General features: G+C 61.8%; 20 protein-coding genes. 17 read left to right on the top strand and 3 right to left on the bottom strand.

All coding sequences use genetic code 11. The features are described 5' to 3' along the window. Positions 1 to 95: 95 nt before the first annotated feature. The gene (locus ACQZ6D_RS13170; protein WP_065704947.1) at positions 96 to 527 is read left to right on the top strand and encodes an Lrp/AsnC family transcriptional regulator; all 432 of its coding nucleotides are present in this window, start codon (positions 96 to 98) and stop codon (positions 525 to 527) included. A 103-nt stretch (positions 528 to 630) separates the two neighbouring features. Here the strand turns inward: ACQZ6D_RS13170 and ACQZ6D_RS13165 are convergent, their stop codons facing one another. Further along, the gene (locus ACQZ6D_RS13165) at positions 631 to 1002 is read right to left on the bottom strand and encodes a winged helix-turn-helix transcriptional regulator (protein WP_065704945.1); all 372 of its coding nucleotides are present in this window, start codon (positions 1000 to 1002) and stop codon (positions 631 to 633) included. A gap of 143 nt (positions 1003 to 1145) precedes the next feature. Here ACQZ6D_RS13165 and ACQZ6D_RS13160 point away from each other — a divergent pair, with 143 nt between their 5' ends. Beyond that, on the top strand, positions 1146 to 1985 hold the full coding sequence (locus ACQZ6D_RS13160) for an SDR family oxidoreductase (protein WP_065704943.1): 840 nt from the start codon (positions 1146 to 1148) through the stop codon (positions 1983 to 1985). A 26-nt stretch (positions 1986 to 2011) separates the two neighbouring features. Here the strand turns inward: ACQZ6D_RS13160 and ACQZ6D_RS13155 are convergent, their stop codons facing one another. Next, a complete protein-coding gene (locus ACQZ6D_RS13155) occupies positions 2012 to 3652 on the bottom strand; it encodes an alpha/beta hydrolase (RefSeq protein WP_065704941.1) in 1641 nt (546 codons plus the stop codon). Between the two features lie 252 nt (positions 3653 to 3904). Between ACQZ6D_RS13155 and ACQZ6D_RS13150 the strand changes: the two genes are divergently transcribed. The 11 genes from ACQZ6D_RS13150 (at position 3905) to ACQZ6D_RS13100 (ending at position 12355) form a co-directional block, all read left to right on the top strand. Then, on the top strand, positions 3905 to 4432 hold the full coding sequence (locus tag ACQZ6D_RS13150) for a hypothetical protein (protein WP_013635731.1): 528 nt from the start codon (positions 3905 to 3907) through the stop codon (positions 4430 to 4432). Beyond that, the gene (locus ACQZ6D_RS13145; protein ID WP_065704938.1) at positions 4429 to 5688 is read left to right on the top strand and encodes a DNA-packaging protein; all 1260 of its coding nucleotides are present in this window, start codon (positions 4429 to 4431) and stop codon (positions 5686 to 5688) included. Before ACQZ6D_RS13150 ends, ACQZ6D_RS13145 begins: the two co-directional genes overlap by 4 nt. A gap of 450 nt (positions 5689 to 6138) precedes the next feature. Further along, positions 6139 to 6777 carry a lysozyme family protein gene (locus tag ACQZ6D_RS13140; protein WP_065705008.1) on the top strand — a complete coding sequence of 213 codons (639 nt, stop codon included), beginning with the start codon at positions 6139 to 6141 and terminating at the stop codon, positions 6775 to 6777. A gap of 43 nt (positions 6778 to 6820) precedes the next feature. Continuing rightward, positions 6821 to 7144, top strand: a complete 324-nt coding sequence (locus ACQZ6D_RS13135) for a Dabb family protein (RefSeq protein WP_003512096.1) — start codon at positions 6821 to 6823, stop codon at positions 7142 to 7144. 186 nt (positions 7145 to 7330) lie between these two features. Then, positions 7331 to 8497, top strand: a complete 1167-nt coding sequence (locus ACQZ6D_RS13130; protein ID WP_065704936.1) for a phage portal protein — start codon at positions 7331 to 7333, stop codon at positions 8495 to 8497. Positions 8498 to 8684: 187 nt separating this feature from the next. Continuing rightward, complete coding sequence (locus ACQZ6D_RS13125) at positions 8685 to 9005, top strand: DUF6107 family protein (RefSeq protein WP_003512100.1); 321 nt, start codon at positions 8685 to 8687, stop codon at positions 9003 to 9005. A gap of 40 nt (positions 9006 to 9045) precedes the next feature. After that, positions 9046 to 9636 (top strand): HK97 family phage prohead protease, encoded by a 591-nt coding sequence (locus tag ACQZ6D_RS13120; protein ID WP_065661221.1) that lies wholly within the window; start codon positions 9046 to 9048, stop codon positions 9634 to 9636. Positions 9637 to 9673: 37 nt separating this feature from the next. Then, the gene (locus ACQZ6D_RS13115; protein ID WP_111829002.1) at positions 9674 to 10942 is read left to right on the top strand and encodes a phage major capsid protein; all 1269 of its coding nucleotides are present in this window, start codon (positions 9674 to 9676) and stop codon (positions 10940 to 10942) included. A 112-nt stretch (positions 10943 to 11054) separates the two neighbouring features. Continuing rightward, positions 11055 to 11624: a head-tail connector protein gene (locus ACQZ6D_RS13110; RefSeq protein ID WP_065704931.1), complete on the top strand. Its 570-nt coding sequence runs from the start codon at positions 11055 to 11057 to the stop codon at positions 11622 to 11624. Positions 11625 to 11627: 3 nt separating this feature from the next. Then, positions 11628 to 11963, top strand: coding sequence for a phage head closure protein (locus tag ACQZ6D_RS13105; protein WP_065704929.1), 336 nt, complete (start codon positions 11628 to 11630; stop codon positions 11961 to 11963). Beyond that, complete coding sequence (locus ACQZ6D_RS13100) at positions 11960 to 12355, top strand: DUF3168 domain-containing protein (protein ID WP_065704927.1); 396 nt, start codon at positions 11960 to 11962, stop codon at positions 12353 to 12355. The genes ACQZ6D_RS13105 and ACQZ6D_RS13100 overlap by 4 nt, the downstream gene beginning before the upstream one ends. 7 nt (positions 12356 to 12362) lie before the next feature. Here the strand turns inward: ACQZ6D_RS13100 and ACQZ6D_RS13095 are convergent, their stop codons facing one another. Further along, on the bottom strand, positions 12363 to 13562 hold the full coding sequence (locus ACQZ6D_RS13095) for an MFS transporter (protein ID WP_448729771.1): 1200 nt from the start codon (positions 13560 to 13562) through the stop codon (positions 12363 to 12365). A gap of 107 nt (positions 13563 to 13669) precedes the next feature. Between ACQZ6D_RS13095 and ACQZ6D_RS13090 the strand changes: the two genes are divergently transcribed. From ACQZ6D_RS13090 to ACQZ6D_RS13075, 4 genes are all read left to right on the top strand, one after another. Further along, on the top strand, positions 13670 to 14077 hold the full coding sequence (locus ACQZ6D_RS13090; RefSeq protein ID WP_003512111.1) for a phage major tail protein, TP901-1 family: 408 nt from the start codon (positions 13670 to 13672) through the stop codon (positions 14075 to 14077). Next, positions 14077 to 14433, top strand: a complete 357-nt coding sequence (locus tag ACQZ6D_RS13085; RefSeq protein ID WP_448729770.1) for a gene transfer agent family protein — start codon at positions 14077 to 14079, stop codon at positions 14431 to 14433. Before ACQZ6D_RS13090 ends, ACQZ6D_RS13085 begins: the two co-directional genes overlap by 1 nt. After that, the gene (locus ACQZ6D_RS13080; RefSeq protein WP_173992440.1) at positions 14430 to 14651 is read left to right on the top strand and encodes a rcc01693 family protein; all 222 of its coding nucleotides are present in this window, start codon (positions 14430 to 14432) and stop codon (positions 14649 to 14651) included. Before ACQZ6D_RS13085 ends, ACQZ6D_RS13080 begins: the two co-directional genes overlap by 4 nt. A 97-nt stretch (positions 14652 to 14748) precedes the next feature. Further along, on the top strand, positions 14749 to 15330 hold the full coding sequence (locus ACQZ6D_RS13075; RefSeq protein WP_097171685.1) for a phage tail tape measure protein: 582 nt from the start codon (positions 14749 to 14751) through the stop codon (positions 15328 to 15330). The last annotated feature ends 46 nt before the right edge of the window (positions 15331 to 15376 follow it).

Raw genomic sequence — 15376 nt, 5'->3', positions numbered from 1 at the left:
ATAGACAGAATGTCAGCTTTTTTGGACGATTCGCAGCTTCACTATGTGCGGATAGCGGGTTAATATTGGACAATTAGACGACAGGATTGGTCATTATGACGATTGCCGACAAGGACCGGGCGCTGCTGGCCCTGCTTTCCGAAAACGCCCGCATGCCGGTGGCGGAACTGGCCCGCAAACTCGGCCTTTCGCGCACCACCGTGCAGGCTCGCATCGAGCGGCTCGAGGCCGAAGGGGTGATCACCGGTTATGGCCTGAGACTTTCGGAAAGCTATCTTTCCGGGCTGGTGCGCGCCCATGTGCTGATCACCATCGGGCCAAAGGCGCTGCCCGGCGTGACGGCGGCGCTCACCGCCATCAAGGAGGTGACAACGCTGCATTCGGTCAGCGGCACTTTCGACCTGATCGCCATTCTGGCAGCACCTTCCATTCTCGACCTTGACCGGTTGATCGACAGGATCGGCGCGCTGGACGGCGTGGAACGCACGCTATCGTCGATCATTCTTTCCACGCGGATTTCTCGGTAGGCGTTGGAGGATTTGGCAGGCGAAAGGCGGACGAGTGCGCGCAATGCTCTCGTCTCCCTCATTCCTTTGACAAGCACAGGAATCAGGAAGGTGGGGGTCTGCCTTACCCTAACCCACCCCTCTCGTCATAAGCCTTCTGCGCCGCCAGCACCGCGTCCATATTGCCCTCCGCCCAGTGGGCCAGTGCCGCAACCGTGTCGGTCAGCGTGCGCCCGAGCGGCGTCAGGGAATATTCGACCGTGACCGGCACCGTCGGAAAGACCTGCCGCGAAATCAGGCCGTCGCGCTCGAGCTTTTTCAGCGTCTGAGACAGAACCTTCTGCGAAATGCCCTTGATTTCCCGCCGCAGCAGGTTGAAGCGCACCGCGTCCACCCGCAGCTTGTCGAGGATCAGCAGCGCCCATTTGTCAGCGATCCTGTCCAGCACCATGCGTGTGGGGCAGCGATCCTCGTAAACGTCATAGACATGTTCCATGGGTCTCATCCCGCTCTGAAAAGCCCGGGTCGGTTTCCTTGAGGATACCAGATAACCGGAAAGTGCTCTCTTTTCCTGATTTCGAATACGCAGTACGTATGTTTTCGAAACATGGTTTCTACTAGATACTACGGAGATTTGAGATGACTGGCAAGATACTCGTAATCGGTTCCACCGGCACCATCGGCACGCCGCTGGTAAAGGCGCTTCTGGCCAAGGGCGAAAGCGTGAAAGCGGCCTCGCGCACCGGCAAGGCAGCCGAAGGCGCGGAAGGGGTGCGCTTCGATTACACCGACGCCTCGACCTACACGGATGCCTTCGATGGCGTCGATCGTCTGTTTCTGATCCTGGCTGGCGGGCGTCTGGATGCAATCGACGCGCTGACGCCGGTTGTCGAGGAAGCTGCCCGCCGCAATGTGAAGATCGTGTTCCTCAGCGTCTTCGGCGTCGATGCCGACGATTCCATTCCCTATCGCCAGGTGGAACTGAAGATCATCGCTTCCGGCGCGCCTTACGTCATTCTGCGCCCCAACTGGTTTGCCGATAATTTCCACACCTACTGGAAGGCCGGCATCGAACACGGCCAGATCGCCGTTCCGGCAGGCGAAGGCAAGTCGAGCTTCATCGACGTGCGCGATATCGCCGACAGTGCAGCGTCAGCGCTGACCTCGACGGATTTCGACAATAAGGCGTTCAACCTGACCGGGCCGAAGGCTTTGAGTTACGGCGAGGCGGCCGCGATCATCTCGCAGGCCATCGGCAAGCCGGTCGGCTATAGCGCGGTTTCGGACGATGTTTTCATCGGCATTCTGACCGGCGCTGGCGTTCCGAAGGATTACGCCACCTTCCTCGCGTCGATCTTCTATCCGGTGCGCGAAGGCTTGACGTCGGCGGTCACCGGTGATGTCGAGACTTTGACCGGCCACGCACCGCGCTCGCTGGAAACCTATGTGGCCGACCATGTGGCCGCGCTGAAGGACTGACGCTCAGAAACGACACACCCGTCGCGTCACGCCGGATCGGTGGAGCCGCGGCGGGCCTTGAACAACATCTTGAGCCGCTGGATATCATCCGCATTCCAGCCCTGCGGTGCGGTTACCTCCATCCACGCATCGATATAGTGCTCCGGCGCGTAGACATGGCCGTAACCGATCGGCGCCGTGGTGGCGGCGGCAACATCAAGACCGAGCTGCAGCAGGGTCACGACGGGGAACCAGCGGAAGGATGTGGAGACGTCAGGGCCGTGATGAACCATCCATTGCGGTCGCCGGTAAAGCGATGCGGCCTCGAAGAAGGTGATCGGGTCGCTGGCATATTGCAGATAGACGATGCGCATCGGGCCCCACTTCGCATCAGGCATATGCGCAGTGGTATATTGGTTGGCGAAGCGGATGACCGAGGAATCGCGGAAACGCGGCAGCCATTCCGGCGTACCCGCCACGCGCCCATTGGTGGCCATGCGCCATGTGGGGCTGGAAAAGGGCGGACCGCTCCACAGCGCACCCTGGAACGGGTCCGAGAGCACGTCGTAAAGATCGGATGATTTCTGCGAGTTCAGCGAACCGAGGCTCAGCCCGTGCAGATAGAGTTTCGGGCGCGTCTCCTTCGGCAGGGTGGTCCAGTAACCGTAGACGGCCTGAAACAGCGCGCGCGCCGTTTCCACACCGTAATCTGGTTCGGTCAGAAGCGCGATCCAGCTGGAAAGATAGGAATATTGCACGGCAACGCTGGCGATATCGCCGTCATGCAGATATTCGACCGTATCAAGCGCTTCCGGATCGATCCAGCCGGTGCCGGTGGGAATGACGACCAGCAACACCTTGCGCTCGAACCCGCCAACCCGCTTCAGCTCTTCCAGCGCAAGTGCTGCCCTTTCCTCGGGCGTTGCCGCAGAATTCAGGCCTGCATAGACCCTGAGCGGTTCCCTGGCCGGGCGGTGGGTGAAGGCGGAAATCTCCTGTGCCTCCGGCCCGCCGGCCACGAATTCGCGGCCTCTGCGGCCAAGCGATTCCCATGTCATCAGGGAAGCGCTGCTGCCGGTTTTGAGCGCATCGGAAGGGCGCGGTACATCCGGCTCGATCAGCGCATCCACCTGTTTCAGCGAGGAATCGGCAAACTTCAGGCCGATATCGAAGATCAGACCGTTCAGCAGCATCCATGACAGCACGATGGCGGCGGCTATACCGAGCACATTGGCGAGCCGGCGCGGCAGGAAGTGACGGCTGCGCACCGAGAAGAATCGCCGGATGAGCTGGAAAAGCCGTCCAGCGCCGATGAGGAGGGCGGAGACCAGCACCGAAACGCCGCCGGTCTTGGTGGGGTGGGCGCTGGGCAACGGATCGAGCTCCATCAGGATACGGATGGAATTCTGCCAGTCTTTCGCCTGCCAAAGAAACGCGATCGCCGTTATCGCGCTGGCAAGGGCGATGAGAAAGCGGATGCTGCGCCGGTTATGGCGCGAGGGGTGGGGCAATTCCAGATAGGTCCATATGGCGGTGAGCGCCACGCCGATCAGATAACCGATGGCAAAGGAAAATCCGCACAGCACACCCTGCATCAGCCATGTGCGCGGCAGAAGAGACGGCGTGAGCGAAGCGCAGAACAGAATAGTGCCAAAGACGATGCCGGTTGCCGAAAGACCCGCAAACAACCGCCCAACCCATTGTTTCAACAACTTGACTTGCCCCTTTTTCCCGCCGTCTGGCACGAGTGTAGTATGCGCCGGGCGAGGGTGCAAACCCTGTTCGCAGGACAAAAATCACAATTATAGGAAAATAATCCTTTACAGCGTGACGGTGGTTTGATAGGTTTAGGTCACAGTCGGAGATTTGCGGCTGAGCGGCAAAGGTCGGTTTAGCCGATGCTTTTCCGCGACACGTCATTTCTCTCGCAGGTCCACCTCATGGCAAATATCCGCAATTGCGATCTGGCGCTCCACGGCGTCTGGCAGGAAAGCTGCGCCTATGGCGGCGAGGGCAGGCTGGAGGCCGCACCCGAGATAAAATCGCGGGCCGACAAGCTGGCTGCCGAAGATGCGGCGCGCAATGGCAATCTGCGGCAATTGCTGAACGAGCTGACGGTGGAGATGCGCGAACAGTTCTGCATGTACCGCAACCTGCGGCAGACAAGCGAAGCGGCATTTTTATCAACGGTGGAGGATGCCTCGGGCAAACAGGCGCGCGCCGACGTGAAGGCCGCAACGGATCAGCTTTCGCTGATTGTGCGCACACTGGAACGGATCGATGCCCTGCAACGGGTGCTGGCAGAAGAGAGGCAGGCTCTTGCCGGCGAGGACGAAGCCGATACCGAAGATTACGAAATGGCGGTGGCGCATTTCCTCAAACGCATCGACGAACTGGCAGAACAGAAATGCCGCGCGAGGCTGGAGGCAGATCTGGCTCGTAGTGCATCTACAGAAGCTGACACATGACGGATGTTTCGAGCGAACCCCAACTGCAAAAGCAGGTCTTCACCCTTCTGCGCGACTGGCGTTTCATCGGCAACCTGCCGCAACAGCCGCCTGAGGGTGACTGGCGGACGTGGCTTCTGATCGGCGGGCGCGGATCCGGCAAGACCCGCGCCGGGGCCGAATGGGTGCACAGGATTGCGTCCGCCGGCAAGCAATCTGATTTGCGCATCGCGCTTGTTGCGGAAACCCTGGGGGATGCCCGTGAGGTGATGATCGACGGCATTTCCGGTATCTGCCGTATCGCCCGCCGTTGCCGCCCCGCCTTCGAGGTATCGCGCCGCCGGCTCATCTGGCCAAACGGGGCCATGGCGCAGGTGTTTTCCTCTGAAGACCCAGAAAGCCTGCGCGGCCCGCAATTTTACATGGCTTGGGCCGATGAACTTGGAAAATGGAAATATCCGCAGGAAACATGGGACATGCTGCAATTTGGTCTGCGTCTGGGTGAGGCCCCACGGCAATTGGTGACGACGACGCCACGGCCCATTCCGCTCCTGAAGGCGCTTCTCGCCGACCCTTCGAGCCGGGTGGCCAAAATGCCGACGGCGATGAATGCGCAAAATCTCTCACCCGGTTTCCTGAAAGCCATGCACGACCGTTACGGCGGCACGCGGCTGGGGCGTCAGGAAATCGGCGGCGAACTGATTGATGAGCGCGAAGGCGCGCTGTGGAAACGTGCCGATCTGGAAGCGATTGTGGAAACTGACCATGAGCCGCTGGCGCGGATCGTGGTCGCGGTAGACCCGCCCGCCGGTATCGGTGAAAATTCCTGCTGCGGTATCGTGGCGGCCGGGCTTGGCATATCAGGCAAGTTGGTCGTGCTTGCGGATTGTTCGGTGGAAGGTGAAACACCGGCCGGCTGGGCGCGGGCCGTTGTCGCTGCCGTTCGCCGTCATGAGGCCGACCGGGTGGTGGCGGAAGTCAATCAGGGCGGCGAGATGGTGCGGGCAATGTTGCAGAGCATAGACGCCAATCTGCCGCTGACCCTGGTGCGGGCAAGCCGGGGAAAGTTCACCCGCGCCGAGCCGGTGGCGGCACTCTACGAACAGGGCAGGGTGCACCACGCCGCACGGTTTGAAAAACTAACCGACCAGATGGCGGATTTCGGACCCGACGGTCTTTCATCCGGACGCTCGCCCGACCGGCTGGATGCGCTGGTTTGGGCAATAACGGCGTTGACGACGACTGTGGCGAGTGAGCCGAGGGTGCGCGGAATGTGATATCGGCGATTATTGGCCCCATGAATGAGAGCCAATTGCCCATCTAGCCGATGCATATTGGTTCTTCTCCCCGGCGGGGAGAAGAAATCCGGGTCGCCGTTAACGCCCAAAATCGGACGTCTGGCAGATCCTACTTCTTCGGAGACTGCGCGGGTTTCGGCTGAGAACCGGTTTCGCGCATCTGGCGCCACTCGTTTTCGAGCCGGTCATAAACGGTCTGGGGGATTGTCGCTGTCATGGTGGCATTCCTCCTTGAATGGTCAACGCTGCGGAAGTGCGCGGTGAATGGAGTTAGCGCGCTAAGGTTCCGCAACTCAAGGAATTTTTTACCTCAAAACCCCGGTCAGCGGATTAAAATCGATTAGGATTTTTTCAAATCGATTTAGTTCTGACGGCCGTCATGTGGAAAAAACAAAGGGTGATATCGCCCCCGATTTTCAGGAGCCGGCTGTGGCCTATGACGAGGCGCGATTCTTCGCGTCGGTGCGAATTTCCATCTACGGTGGTCGCCTGCGAGCTGCACAGCTTGACGGGACGAAGACGATCCTGGCCGGCTTCGGCAAGGCCCTGCCGGGCGGTGATCCCCGCTGGCTCGCCTACATGCTGGCCACCACTTTTCACGAGACGGCTGCGACCATGCAGCCGGTGCGCGAGACATTGGCGGCAAACGATGCCGAGGCTATCGCAAGGCTGGACCGGGCCTTTGCAGCAGGCAGGCTGCCCATGGTGCGCAAACCCTATTGGCGGCCAGACGCCGACGGCAAAAGCTGGCTCGGGCGCGGTTTCGTGCAACTGACGCATCGCCGCAATTACGAGGCCATGTCGCAGCTGACCGGTGTGGACCTTCTGGAGCGTCCCGAGCGCGCCATGGAACCGGATGTGGCAACCGCGATCCTGATCCACGGCATGATAGCCGGCAGCTTTACCGGCCGGAAACTTGCCGATGTGTTCGAGGGCAAGCGTGAGGATTGGGAGGGCGCGCGCGCCATCATCAATGGCCGCGACCGGGCGCGGCTTGTCGGGGACTACGGCCGGGCATTTCATCGCGCCCTTTTGGCGGCGCGGATTGAACCGGCGCGGGCCAGATGATAACCCGTTAGCATGCGCCGCAAGGGCCAATTTCGAATTTTGCATGACAGGTGACACCGTGATCCGCCATATCGTTTTTTTCACCGTTCCCGAGGAAAACCGCGACGCCGTGCGCAAGGGGCTCTCCGGCCTCACCGCCATACCGCATTCGCTGAAGCTCGAAATCGGCGAGAATGTGAAGAAGGACCAATGGGGCAATTCGGTCGATTTCATCGTCTATGGCGAGTTCGAAAACGAGGCGGCGCTCGCGGCCTACAAAGCCGACCCCGCTTATGATCTTTCGACGCGTACGGTGAAGCCGCTGCGCGAGACGCGGGTTGCCGCTGATTTCAACAGCGATACGGCAGTGAAAGCGCCAATCCGGTAAGTTTCGTCAAGACTCGGGCTCTCGATCCTCATTCCTGTGCTTGTCACAGGAATCCAGTCGACGCGCGTCTGCACGGCGAAACGAGTGCTTTCAGTCCAAAAACTTGGGCTGGCTGAATCCCTGTGACGAGCACAGGGATGAGGGCCTGGCGGGAAACTGAGCCCGCATTAAAACAAGGATAATTCCATGCGATTTCCGTTTTCCCTGCCGTGGCGGCGCCCGGCGGATGGCAGAGCCGTGCCTGAACGCAAGACAGCGGCGGGCGGCTTCATGGCGGTTGCGGCGCAGGGTGGGCAGGCATTCTGGACCGGCCGCTCCTATGCCGCACTCGCCCGCGAGGGCTTCATGAAAAACCCGGTAGCGCACCGCGCCGCCCGCATGGTGGCAGAAGCCTCCGCATCGGTGAGCTGGCTGCTTTACGATGGCGATGAGGAGATCGGCGATCATCCGCTGCTCGCACTTCTAGGCAAGCCCAGCGCTCATATGGGTGGGCCGGACTTTTTCGAGACGCTGTATGGCCATCTGATGTTGGCTGGCAACGCCTATATCGAGCCGCTAGTGGTCGGCGAACGACTGCGCGAGCTGCATCTTCTACGGCCGGACCGGGTGAGCATCATCGAAGGCGAGGATGGCTGGCCCGTGGGTTACGATTATCGTGCCGAGGGCCGCGCCATCAGGCGCATTGCTGCTGAACGAGACGGGCTGGGGCTGCTGCACCTGAAGCTTTTTCATCCGCTGGACGATCGGGCCGGGTTCGCTCCCCTTGCTTCGGCGGGCGCGGCTCTCGATCTCCACAATGCCGCAAGCCAGTGGAACAAACGTCTGCTCGACAATTCCGCTCGCCCTTCCGGTGCACTGGTCTATCAGCCGAAAGAGGGTGGCAATCTCTCCACCGAGCAATATGAGCGGCTGAAGCGCGAGCTGGAGGAAGGTTATCAGGGCGCGATGAATGCAGGCAGGCCGCTTCTTCTGGAAGGCGGTCTCGACTGGAAGGCCATGGGGCTTTCGCCGCGCGATATGGATTTTCTGGAGGCGCGCAACGGTGCGGCACGCGACATCGCGCTTGCACTCGGCGTACCGCCAATGCTGATCGGCATTCCCGGCGACAATACCTATGCCAATTACCAGGAGGCAAACCGCGCTTTCTATCGTCTCACCGTGCTGCCGCTCGTCAACCGCACGGCGGCACGGCTCTGCGGCTGGCTATCGCCGATTTTCGGCTCCGGGCTGCGGCTGGAACCGGATCTTGACAGGATCGCCGGTCTTGCCGGTGAGCGGGACGCTCTGTGGACAAGGATCGGCGCAGCGTCGTTTTTGACCGACGAGGAAAAGCGGGAGGCGGTGGGGTATTAGCCACCGTGCTTGAGCCACCGGGCTGCGTCTTCGACCAATTTCTGAACCAGCGGAATCGTTTTGTGAGGTTCGCCGTTCAAGCGATTCTGAAGACTCGCGAAATGGCGTTTTGAAACTGCACACCCGACCTGCGGGCGACGCGTTGCGTCTGTCCGATTTTTCACATCCTAAACCGGAATGATTACCCATGTCTGAATTCGCCAATGAAGGCGGCATCTGGGCCGCCCGCATCACCGGTGCCGTCGCAGGCGCGGGTGTGTCGCTCGTCTACCTCCTGCCGAAAAGCAAACGCGAGGCGGCGAGCCGTTTCGTGACCGGCGTCTCCTGCGGCATGATCTTCGGCGGCCCCGTGGGCCTGTGGATCGTGCAGCAACTCGAGATTGCCGGCGCGCTTTCCGGCCGGGAAATCATGGTGGCGGGCTCCGCCGCTGCCAGCATGGTGGCCTGGTGGGGGCTTGGCCTGCTGGTGCGCGTGGCCGACCGCTACAACGCCCGTCCGCGCGCTTAGCCTCGACGCGGCACCCCTTTTCACATCGTAGGAGTTTCCCATGCACGTCTATCGCGGGCCGCGCCCCGCCACGCGCAAATTCGCCAATCTGGAACTGCGCGGCATAGCTGGCGACGGCACGTTTTCCGGTTATGCCAGCGTCTTCGGCGAGGTCGATCTCGGCCGCGACGTGATCGAGCGCGGCGCTTTCCGCCGCTCCATCGAGGAACGCGGTGCGGGCGGTATCCGGATGCTCTACCAGCACGATCCGGCCGAGCCGATCGGCGCATGGCGCACCATCCGCGAGGATGAGCGCGGGCTTTACGTGGAAGGTGTTCTCGCCCCCGGCGTCGCCCGTTCGCGCGAGGTCCATTCGCTGATGAAGACAGGCGCGCTGGACGGGCTTTCGATCGGTTTTCGCACGGTACGTTCCAGCAAGGAGGGGCGCTCCGGCAAGGCGGCACGCTCTGGCGTCAGGCGCATTCTTGAGGCCGATCTCTGGGAAATCTCTGTGGTGACCTTTCCGATGCTGCCGTCCGCGCGGGTATCGGATGTCAAACACGCCCGCTTCTTCCGCGACCGCGAAACCGAGCTGGTGCGCACCATGCGCCGCGCGGCGCGTTCGCTTTTCGACACAGCCTTCAAACGCTGACTTCCTCCCAAACACTTCCGAAAACAAGGATGGCGACATGACAGACCAGATGACAAAATCGGCCGCAATGACGGTTGCGCCGCAGGTGAAGGCCGTGCCCGATACGATGACGGCGGCCTTCGACGAGTTCATGGAGGCCTTCGAGACCTTCCGCGACACCAACGACCAGCGGCTTTCCGATATCGAACGCAAGATGGGGTCCGACGTCGTGACCCGCGACAAGCTCGACCGCATCGACAAGGCGCTCGATGACAACCGCAAGATCATGGACGATCTGGCGCTTAAGAAAGCGCGCCCGGCGCTCGGCCGCAAGCAGGCGCATTCCCTCGATACGGATGAGCACAAGGCCGCCTTCGAGGCCTATATCCGCCGGGGTGAGGAGGGCGCGCTGCGCGATCTGGAGGCCAAGGCCTTTGCCGGATCGACAGGCGCCGATGGTGGTTATCTGCTGCCCACCGAAACGGATGGCGAGATCGGCCGCCGCATGACGGCGATTTCACCGATCCGGTCGCTTGCGACCGTGCGGCAGGTTTCCACTGCCGTGCTGAAGAAGCCGTTTTCGCCGGGTGGATTTGCCACCGGCTGGGTTTCTGAAACTGCGGCTCGCCCCGAGACGACGACACCGAAGCTCTCCGAACTTTCCTTCCCGACTATGGAACTCTACGCCATGCCTGCCGCAACCCAGGGGTTGCTGGATGATGCGGCCGTGGATATCGAGGCCTGGATCGCCTCGGAAGTGGACATTGCCTTTGCAGAACAGGAGGCAGCGGCGTTCATCGCCGGCGACGGTACCAACAAACCGAAGGGTTTCCTCTCCTATACGGCCGTCGCAAATGACAGCTGGAGCTGGGGTAATATCGGTTATGTCGCCACCGGTGTTGCGGGTGGCTTCGCCTCCGCGGGGCCAATGGATGTGCTGCTGGATGCCGTCTATGGACTGAAGGCAGGCCACCGCCAGAACGGCAACTTCGTGATGAACCGCAAGACGCAAGGCGCGCTGCGCCGCTTCAAGGATACCAGCGGCGCCTATCTCTGGCATCCGCCCGCTGCCGCCGGGCAGGCCGCCTCGCTGATGGGCTTTCCCGTGATGGAGGCCGAAGACATGCCGAATGTCGCGGCAAACAGCTTCGCCATCGCTTTCGGTGATTTCCGCGCCGGTTACCTCGTGGTGGACCGCACCGGCGTGCGCATCCTGCGCGATCCCTATTCGGCAAAACCCTATGTGCTGTTCTACACCACCAAGCGCGTGGGCGGCGGCGTGCAGAACTTCGAGGCGATCAAGCTGGTGAAGTTCGGGGTGAATTGACCGCAATCTTCCCCGTCACCCCGGACCAAGTCTGGGGTGACGGCGTGCGGATGCTACATTTTCGCCAAACGCTTTCGGCCGGAATTCTTTCTGTCCCATATCCGGAGACCCCATGACCTATGCCCTCATTCATCCGCCGCAGGCGGAGCCGCTGACGCTTGCCGAGGTGAAGGCGCATTTGCGTCTCGACGGCGGCGACGAGGATGCGCTGCTGGCTGCGCTGATCCGTACCGCCCGCGAGCATCTGGAACGTACGACAGGACTTTGCCTGATACGCCAGACCTGGCGGCTCTATCTCGACCGGTGGCCGCCGAGTGGCATGATTCTGATTGGTAAGGGACCGGTGCAAACCATCGAAACGATTCTGGTTTTTGACGGTCAAGGGCGCGCGGCCGACATCACAGCCGCCGACAGGTTGCTTGACGGCGAGGCGCGCCCGGCGCGGCTGTGGCTGCGCGACCCGCCAGCCCCCGGACGGGTGATGAACGGCATCGAGATCGACTTCATTGCCGGTTACGGTGAGGCGGGAACCGATGTGCCCGATACGCTGAAACGCGCCATGCTGATGCATGTGGCCCAGATGTTCGCCTTCCGCGGTGCCGTTGCTCCGGAGAATCAACCCGCAGCGGTTCCGGCCAGTTACGAGCGGCTGGTGTCGCCGTTCTGCCGTGTGGGGCTCTGAGCCATGAACCTCGTTTTTCTCGACCCCGGCAAGCTTACGGCGCGGTTGGAGCTTGAGGTGCGCAGTGAGGTACCGGATGGGCAGGGTGGGGCCGCGGAAAGCTGGAGTTTCCTGCGTTCGCTCTGGGCGGCTATCGAACCTGTTTCGAATGCCTCGCATGAGCGGGCCTCGGCTGAGGGCGTAACAATCACCCACCGCGTCTGGCTGGTCTGGCGCAGCGACATTGTTGCCGGCATGCGCTTTCGCAAGGGACGGCGCATTCTGGCGATCCGGGCCGTGATGGATCCGGACGAGACCCGCCGTTTCATCGTCTGCCGCTGTGAGGAGGAAAGCCCGTGAGTGCCGCAAATGTGCTTCTACAGGCGATTTTCGCAAGACTTTCCGGCGACGCTGCTCTGACGGAGCTCATCCCCGGCGGTATCGTCGACCGGCTTTTGCCGCGCGCCGTCCTGCCCTTGATCGTTATCGGCGAACTTGAAAGCCGCGATTACTCGACGGCGACGGAAAAGGCCGAAGAACATTTTCTGTCGCTGGACATCTGGAGCGATGCCAATGGCCGCAGGTGCGCGGGTGAGATTGCCGGGCGGGTGAAAACCCTGCTCGACGATGCCGCCCTCCCGCTTGTCGGTATCTCGCTCGTCAATCTGCAGCTTCTCTCGAGCCGTTCGCGGCGCGAGCCGAAGACACGGAACTTCCTCGCAGAAATGCGTTTCAGGGCGGTAACGGAATAGGGTCGGTTCAGGAATTCTGTTTGCGCACGGTGCGCCAAAGCACGATCAGCAGCAGAAACGAAATGCTGATCAGCACGGCGGCGATGGTGAGCATGGCCGCCACCCCGCCGCGATCCAGCGCCAGCGTGAAAATGACGGGCGCCACGGCAATGGCAAGGTTCTGCGGCAGGGAGATACGCGCGGCCTGAAGGCCATATTGTTCCGGTGAAAATACCGCGAGCGGCAACACCGCGCGACTGACGGTGAGCACGCCCGCGCCAAAGCCGAAGAAAATGATGAAACCGATGAAAGCGGGCATGGCCGGGGCAAAAACGAGCAACAGCACGAAGGATGCGAGCAGCATACCTAAGCCGATCATGCAGGTGACGAAGGGATTGCCGTGTTTTCCAAGCAGAAAATCCAGCCCGCGCGCCATGATCGCAAGCACGCTGCGCCCGGCTGCCAGTTGCACGGCGAGCGATTGCGATGCGCCGGCATGGACCAGCAGCAGAGGCAGGAGCGGCGAAAAGCCAAAGGCCGTGAAGGCGCTAAGCGTCGTCATTGCCGCCAGAAGCAGAAAGGCGCGCCGCGTATCGACAGGCGATGTCGAGACCGCAGCGCCTTTCGACGTGCCTGGAGTATTGCTCGTCCTTCGTCCGGGAAGGACAAAAACATAGAGTGGCAGAAGCACGAATATCTGCAGACAGGCATATACCAAAAGGGTGCCGCGCCAGCCCAGGTGCTGATCTGCGACGGTGGTGACGGGCAGGAAAACCGCTGCCGAAAGCCCGGTAAACACCATCAGAAGCGTCAGCGACCGGCCACTTTCCGCGCCGACACGTTCCACCACAGCCGTATGGGCTGCCGTCGTCAGGCCGCAGGTCGCGGCCAGACCCATCACGATCCAGCCGAGGACGTAGCTGATCACACCGCCCGCAAAGGCGAGCACGACAAAACCCGCCGTGAACAGCAACGAACCCGCCACAAGAACAGGGGCGGCACCACGGCGCACGAGCGTTCTTCCCAGAAGCGGGCCGCAGAGCGCGCTGATCGTCATCATGACGGTGAGACCGGCAAAAACCACCTCGTTTGCGATGGCCAGTTCCTGTCCGATGCGTGGCCCCAGTATGGCCAGCATGTCGAAACCGGTGCCCCAGCTGACGACCTGCCCAACCGCAAGCACGCCGATAAGGCGCGCGCGAGACGTGAAGGGGGTGGCATCAGACATGATGAAAATCGCGGGTGCGAGATGCGGGAATGCTTTTGGTAGCAGGCCAGTTGCGACCCGGCAACATCAAACGAGACGACATCAATCGAAACGAGAGGGAGACCACCATGGTGGCGCAGAAGGGCAAGGACCTGCTGCTGAAGTTCAACAACGCCGGCTCCTATGTAACCGTGGCGGGGCTCAGAACCAAGCGTCTGGCCTTCAACGCGCAGGCGGTCGATATTACCGACGGCGAAAGCGCCGGGCGCTGGCGCGAGCTTCTGGCCGGCGCCGGCGTGCAGCGGGCATCGCTGACGGCGTCGGGCATCTTCAAGGATCAGGCAAGCGATGCCCTGGTGCGTGGCGCATTTTTCGCCGGCTCCATTCCGGGCTGGCAGATCGTCATTCCTGACTTTGGCACGATCACCGGGCCGTTCCAGATCGTCGCGCTCGAATATTCCGGTCGCCACGATGGCGAAGTGCAATTCGAGACTGCGCTGGAATCGGCCGGTTTCCTTAATTTCGGAGCACTGTGATGCCGCAAGGGTTGCGTTACGGGCGGGCGAACCGCCATCGCGGCGAGATCGAGGCGCTGATCGATGGCGAAAGGCGCGTTCTTTGCCTGACGCTCGGCGCTCTCGCCGAACTCGAAACCGCCTTTCAGGCCGATGATCTCACCGCGCTCGCCGAACGTTTCGCAGCCGGACGTATGAAGGCGGCCGATATGATACGGGTGATCGGCGCAGGTCTGCGCGGCGCGGGCAACGTGTTTTCCGATCAGGACGTGGCCGCAGCCACGGTAGAAGGCGGCGTTGCCGGCCACGCCGCCATCGTCGCCGATCTCCTGACCGCCACCTTTGCCGGTTCGAGGGGCACGCCGCCGGACCCTTGAGTGCCGCAGCAGGTGAGGTGGGCGATCTGACGCCGCGTCCTTTTCCTTGGGGGGCGGTAATACACACCGGTTTCCACCTGCTGCGGCTTTCCTCCGAAACCTTCTGGCGGCTGACGCCAAGGGAATTCTTTGCCATGACCGGCGGCATCCGCCCCGCTTTCCACACCCTCGACCGCCCGGCGATGGATGCGATGATGCGGCGGTTTCCGGATGGGTGAGTGTGGTTTGCTATTTTGGGGGACGTGCATCTTTCGTGAAAACGACCAGGCAATTCAAACATCTACGGTTCCGTTTTGAATCAGAAAGGCAAGCGTGATGGCAGGCGAAGGATCGATTGTGGACAGTCGCGAGGAAGCGGAAGCGCTCTCGGAGGTGATGGGTGATCTCGAACGGCGTTCCGAGCGGTTCGGGGCGGCGTTGACTTCTGCCATGCAGGCCGCGGTGACGGGCGGCAAGGGGTTGGATGAAGTGTTGCGCGGGCTTGGCGAACGGCTCTCCGGCATTGCGCTTTCCGCCGGGCTGAAGCCGCTTGAGAACATGATCGGCAATGCCGTAGGCGGGCTTTTAAATGGCGGCGGTTCGCTGTTTGCTTTTGCCGATGGCGGGGTGCCGGGACGCAGTATCACGCCCTTTGCCGATGGCGGTGTGGTCGCAAGCCCGGCCTTCTTCCCGATGGGCGGCGGGCTTGGCCTGATGGGCGAAGCGGGTGCCGAGGCGATCCTGCCGCTGAAGCGTGGTTCGGATGGGGCGCTCGGTGTTGCCGCACCGGCGGGTGGCGGCGGCGCGCAGATCGTTTTCAATGTGACGGCGACGGATGCGGCGAGCTTCAGAAAAAGTGAAGGCCAGATCGCCGCCATGCTGGCGCGCAGCGTCGGGCGTGGCCAGCGCGGCCTGTGACGGATTGGACCTCCTCCCTGCAAGACCTCTGTGTCGAGCGTGATCC

This window comes from Agrobacterium sp. 22-3639C2, from assembly GCF_053522105.1.
This window is presented reverse-complemented; position numbering and strand designations above follow the sequence as displayed.

What these genes read in the sequence shown, in the direction of transcription:
- ACQZ6D_RS13170 (WP_065704947.1), top strand. Translation starts at nt 96, where the DNA reads ATGACGATTGCCGACAAGGACCGGGCGCTGCTGGCCCTGCTTTCCGAA.
- ACQZ6D_RS13165 (WP_065704945.1), bottom strand. Translation starts at nt 1,002, where the DNA reads ATGGAACATGTCTATGACGTTTACGAGGATCGCTGCCCCACACGCATG.
- ACQZ6D_RS13160 (WP_065704943.1), top strand. Translation starts at nt 1,146, where the DNA reads ATGACTGGCAAGATACTCGTAATCGGTTCCACCGGCACCATCGGCACG.
- ACQZ6D_RS13150 (WP_013635731.1), top strand. Translation starts at nt 3,905, where the DNA reads ATGGCAAATATCCGCAATTGCGATCTGGCGCTCCACGGCGTCTGGCAG.
- ACQZ6D_RS13145 (WP_065704938.1), top strand. Translation starts at nt 4,429, where the DNA reads ATGACGGATGTTTCGAGCGAACCCCAACTGCAAAAGCAGGTCTTCACC.
- ACQZ6D_RS13135 (WP_003512096.1), top strand. Translation starts at nt 6,821, where the DNA reads ATGACAGGTGACACCGTGATCCGCCATATCGTTTTTTTCACCGTTCCC.
- ACQZ6D_RS13130 (WP_065704936.1), top strand. Translation starts at nt 7,331, where the DNA reads ATGCGATTTCCGTTTTCCCTGCCGTGGCGGCGCCCGGCGGATGGCAGA.
- ACQZ6D_RS13125 (WP_003512100.1), top strand. Translation starts at nt 8,685, where the DNA reads ATGTCTGAATTCGCCAATGAAGGCGGCATCTGGGCCGCCCGCATCACC.
- ACQZ6D_RS13120 (WP_065661221.1), top strand. Translation starts at nt 9,046, where the DNA reads ATGCACGTCTATCGCGGGCCGCGCCCCGCCACGCGCAAATTCGCCAAT.
- ACQZ6D_RS13115 (WP_111829002.1), top strand. Translation starts at nt 9,674, where the DNA reads ATGACAGACCAGATGACAAAATCGGCCGCAATGACGGTTGCGCCGCAG.
- ACQZ6D_RS13110 (WP_065704931.1), top strand. Translation starts at nt 11,055, where the DNA reads ATGACCTATGCCCTCATTCATCCGCCGCAGGCGGAGCCGCTGACGCTT.
- ACQZ6D_RS13105 (WP_065704929.1), top strand. Translation starts at nt 11,628, where the DNA reads ATGAACCTCGTTTTTCTCGACCCCGGCAAGCTTACGGCGCGGTTGGAG.
- ACQZ6D_RS13095 (WP_448729771.1), bottom strand. Translation starts at nt 13,562, where the DNA reads ATGTCTGATGCCACCCCCTTCACGTCTCGCGCGCGCCTTATCGGCGTG.
- ACQZ6D_RS13090 (WP_003512111.1), top strand. Translation starts at nt 13,670, where the DNA reads ATGGTGGCGCAGAAGGGCAAGGACCTGCTGCTGAAGTTCAACAACGCC.
- ACQZ6D_RS13085 (WP_448729770.1), top strand. Translation starts at nt 14,077, where the DNA reads ATGCCGCAAGGGTTGCGTTACGGGCGGGCGAACCGCCATCGCGGCGAG.
- ACQZ6D_RS13075 (WP_097171685.1), top strand. Translation starts at nt 14,749, where the DNA reads ATGGCAGGCGAAGGATCGATTGTGGACAGTCGCGAGGAAGCGGAAGCG.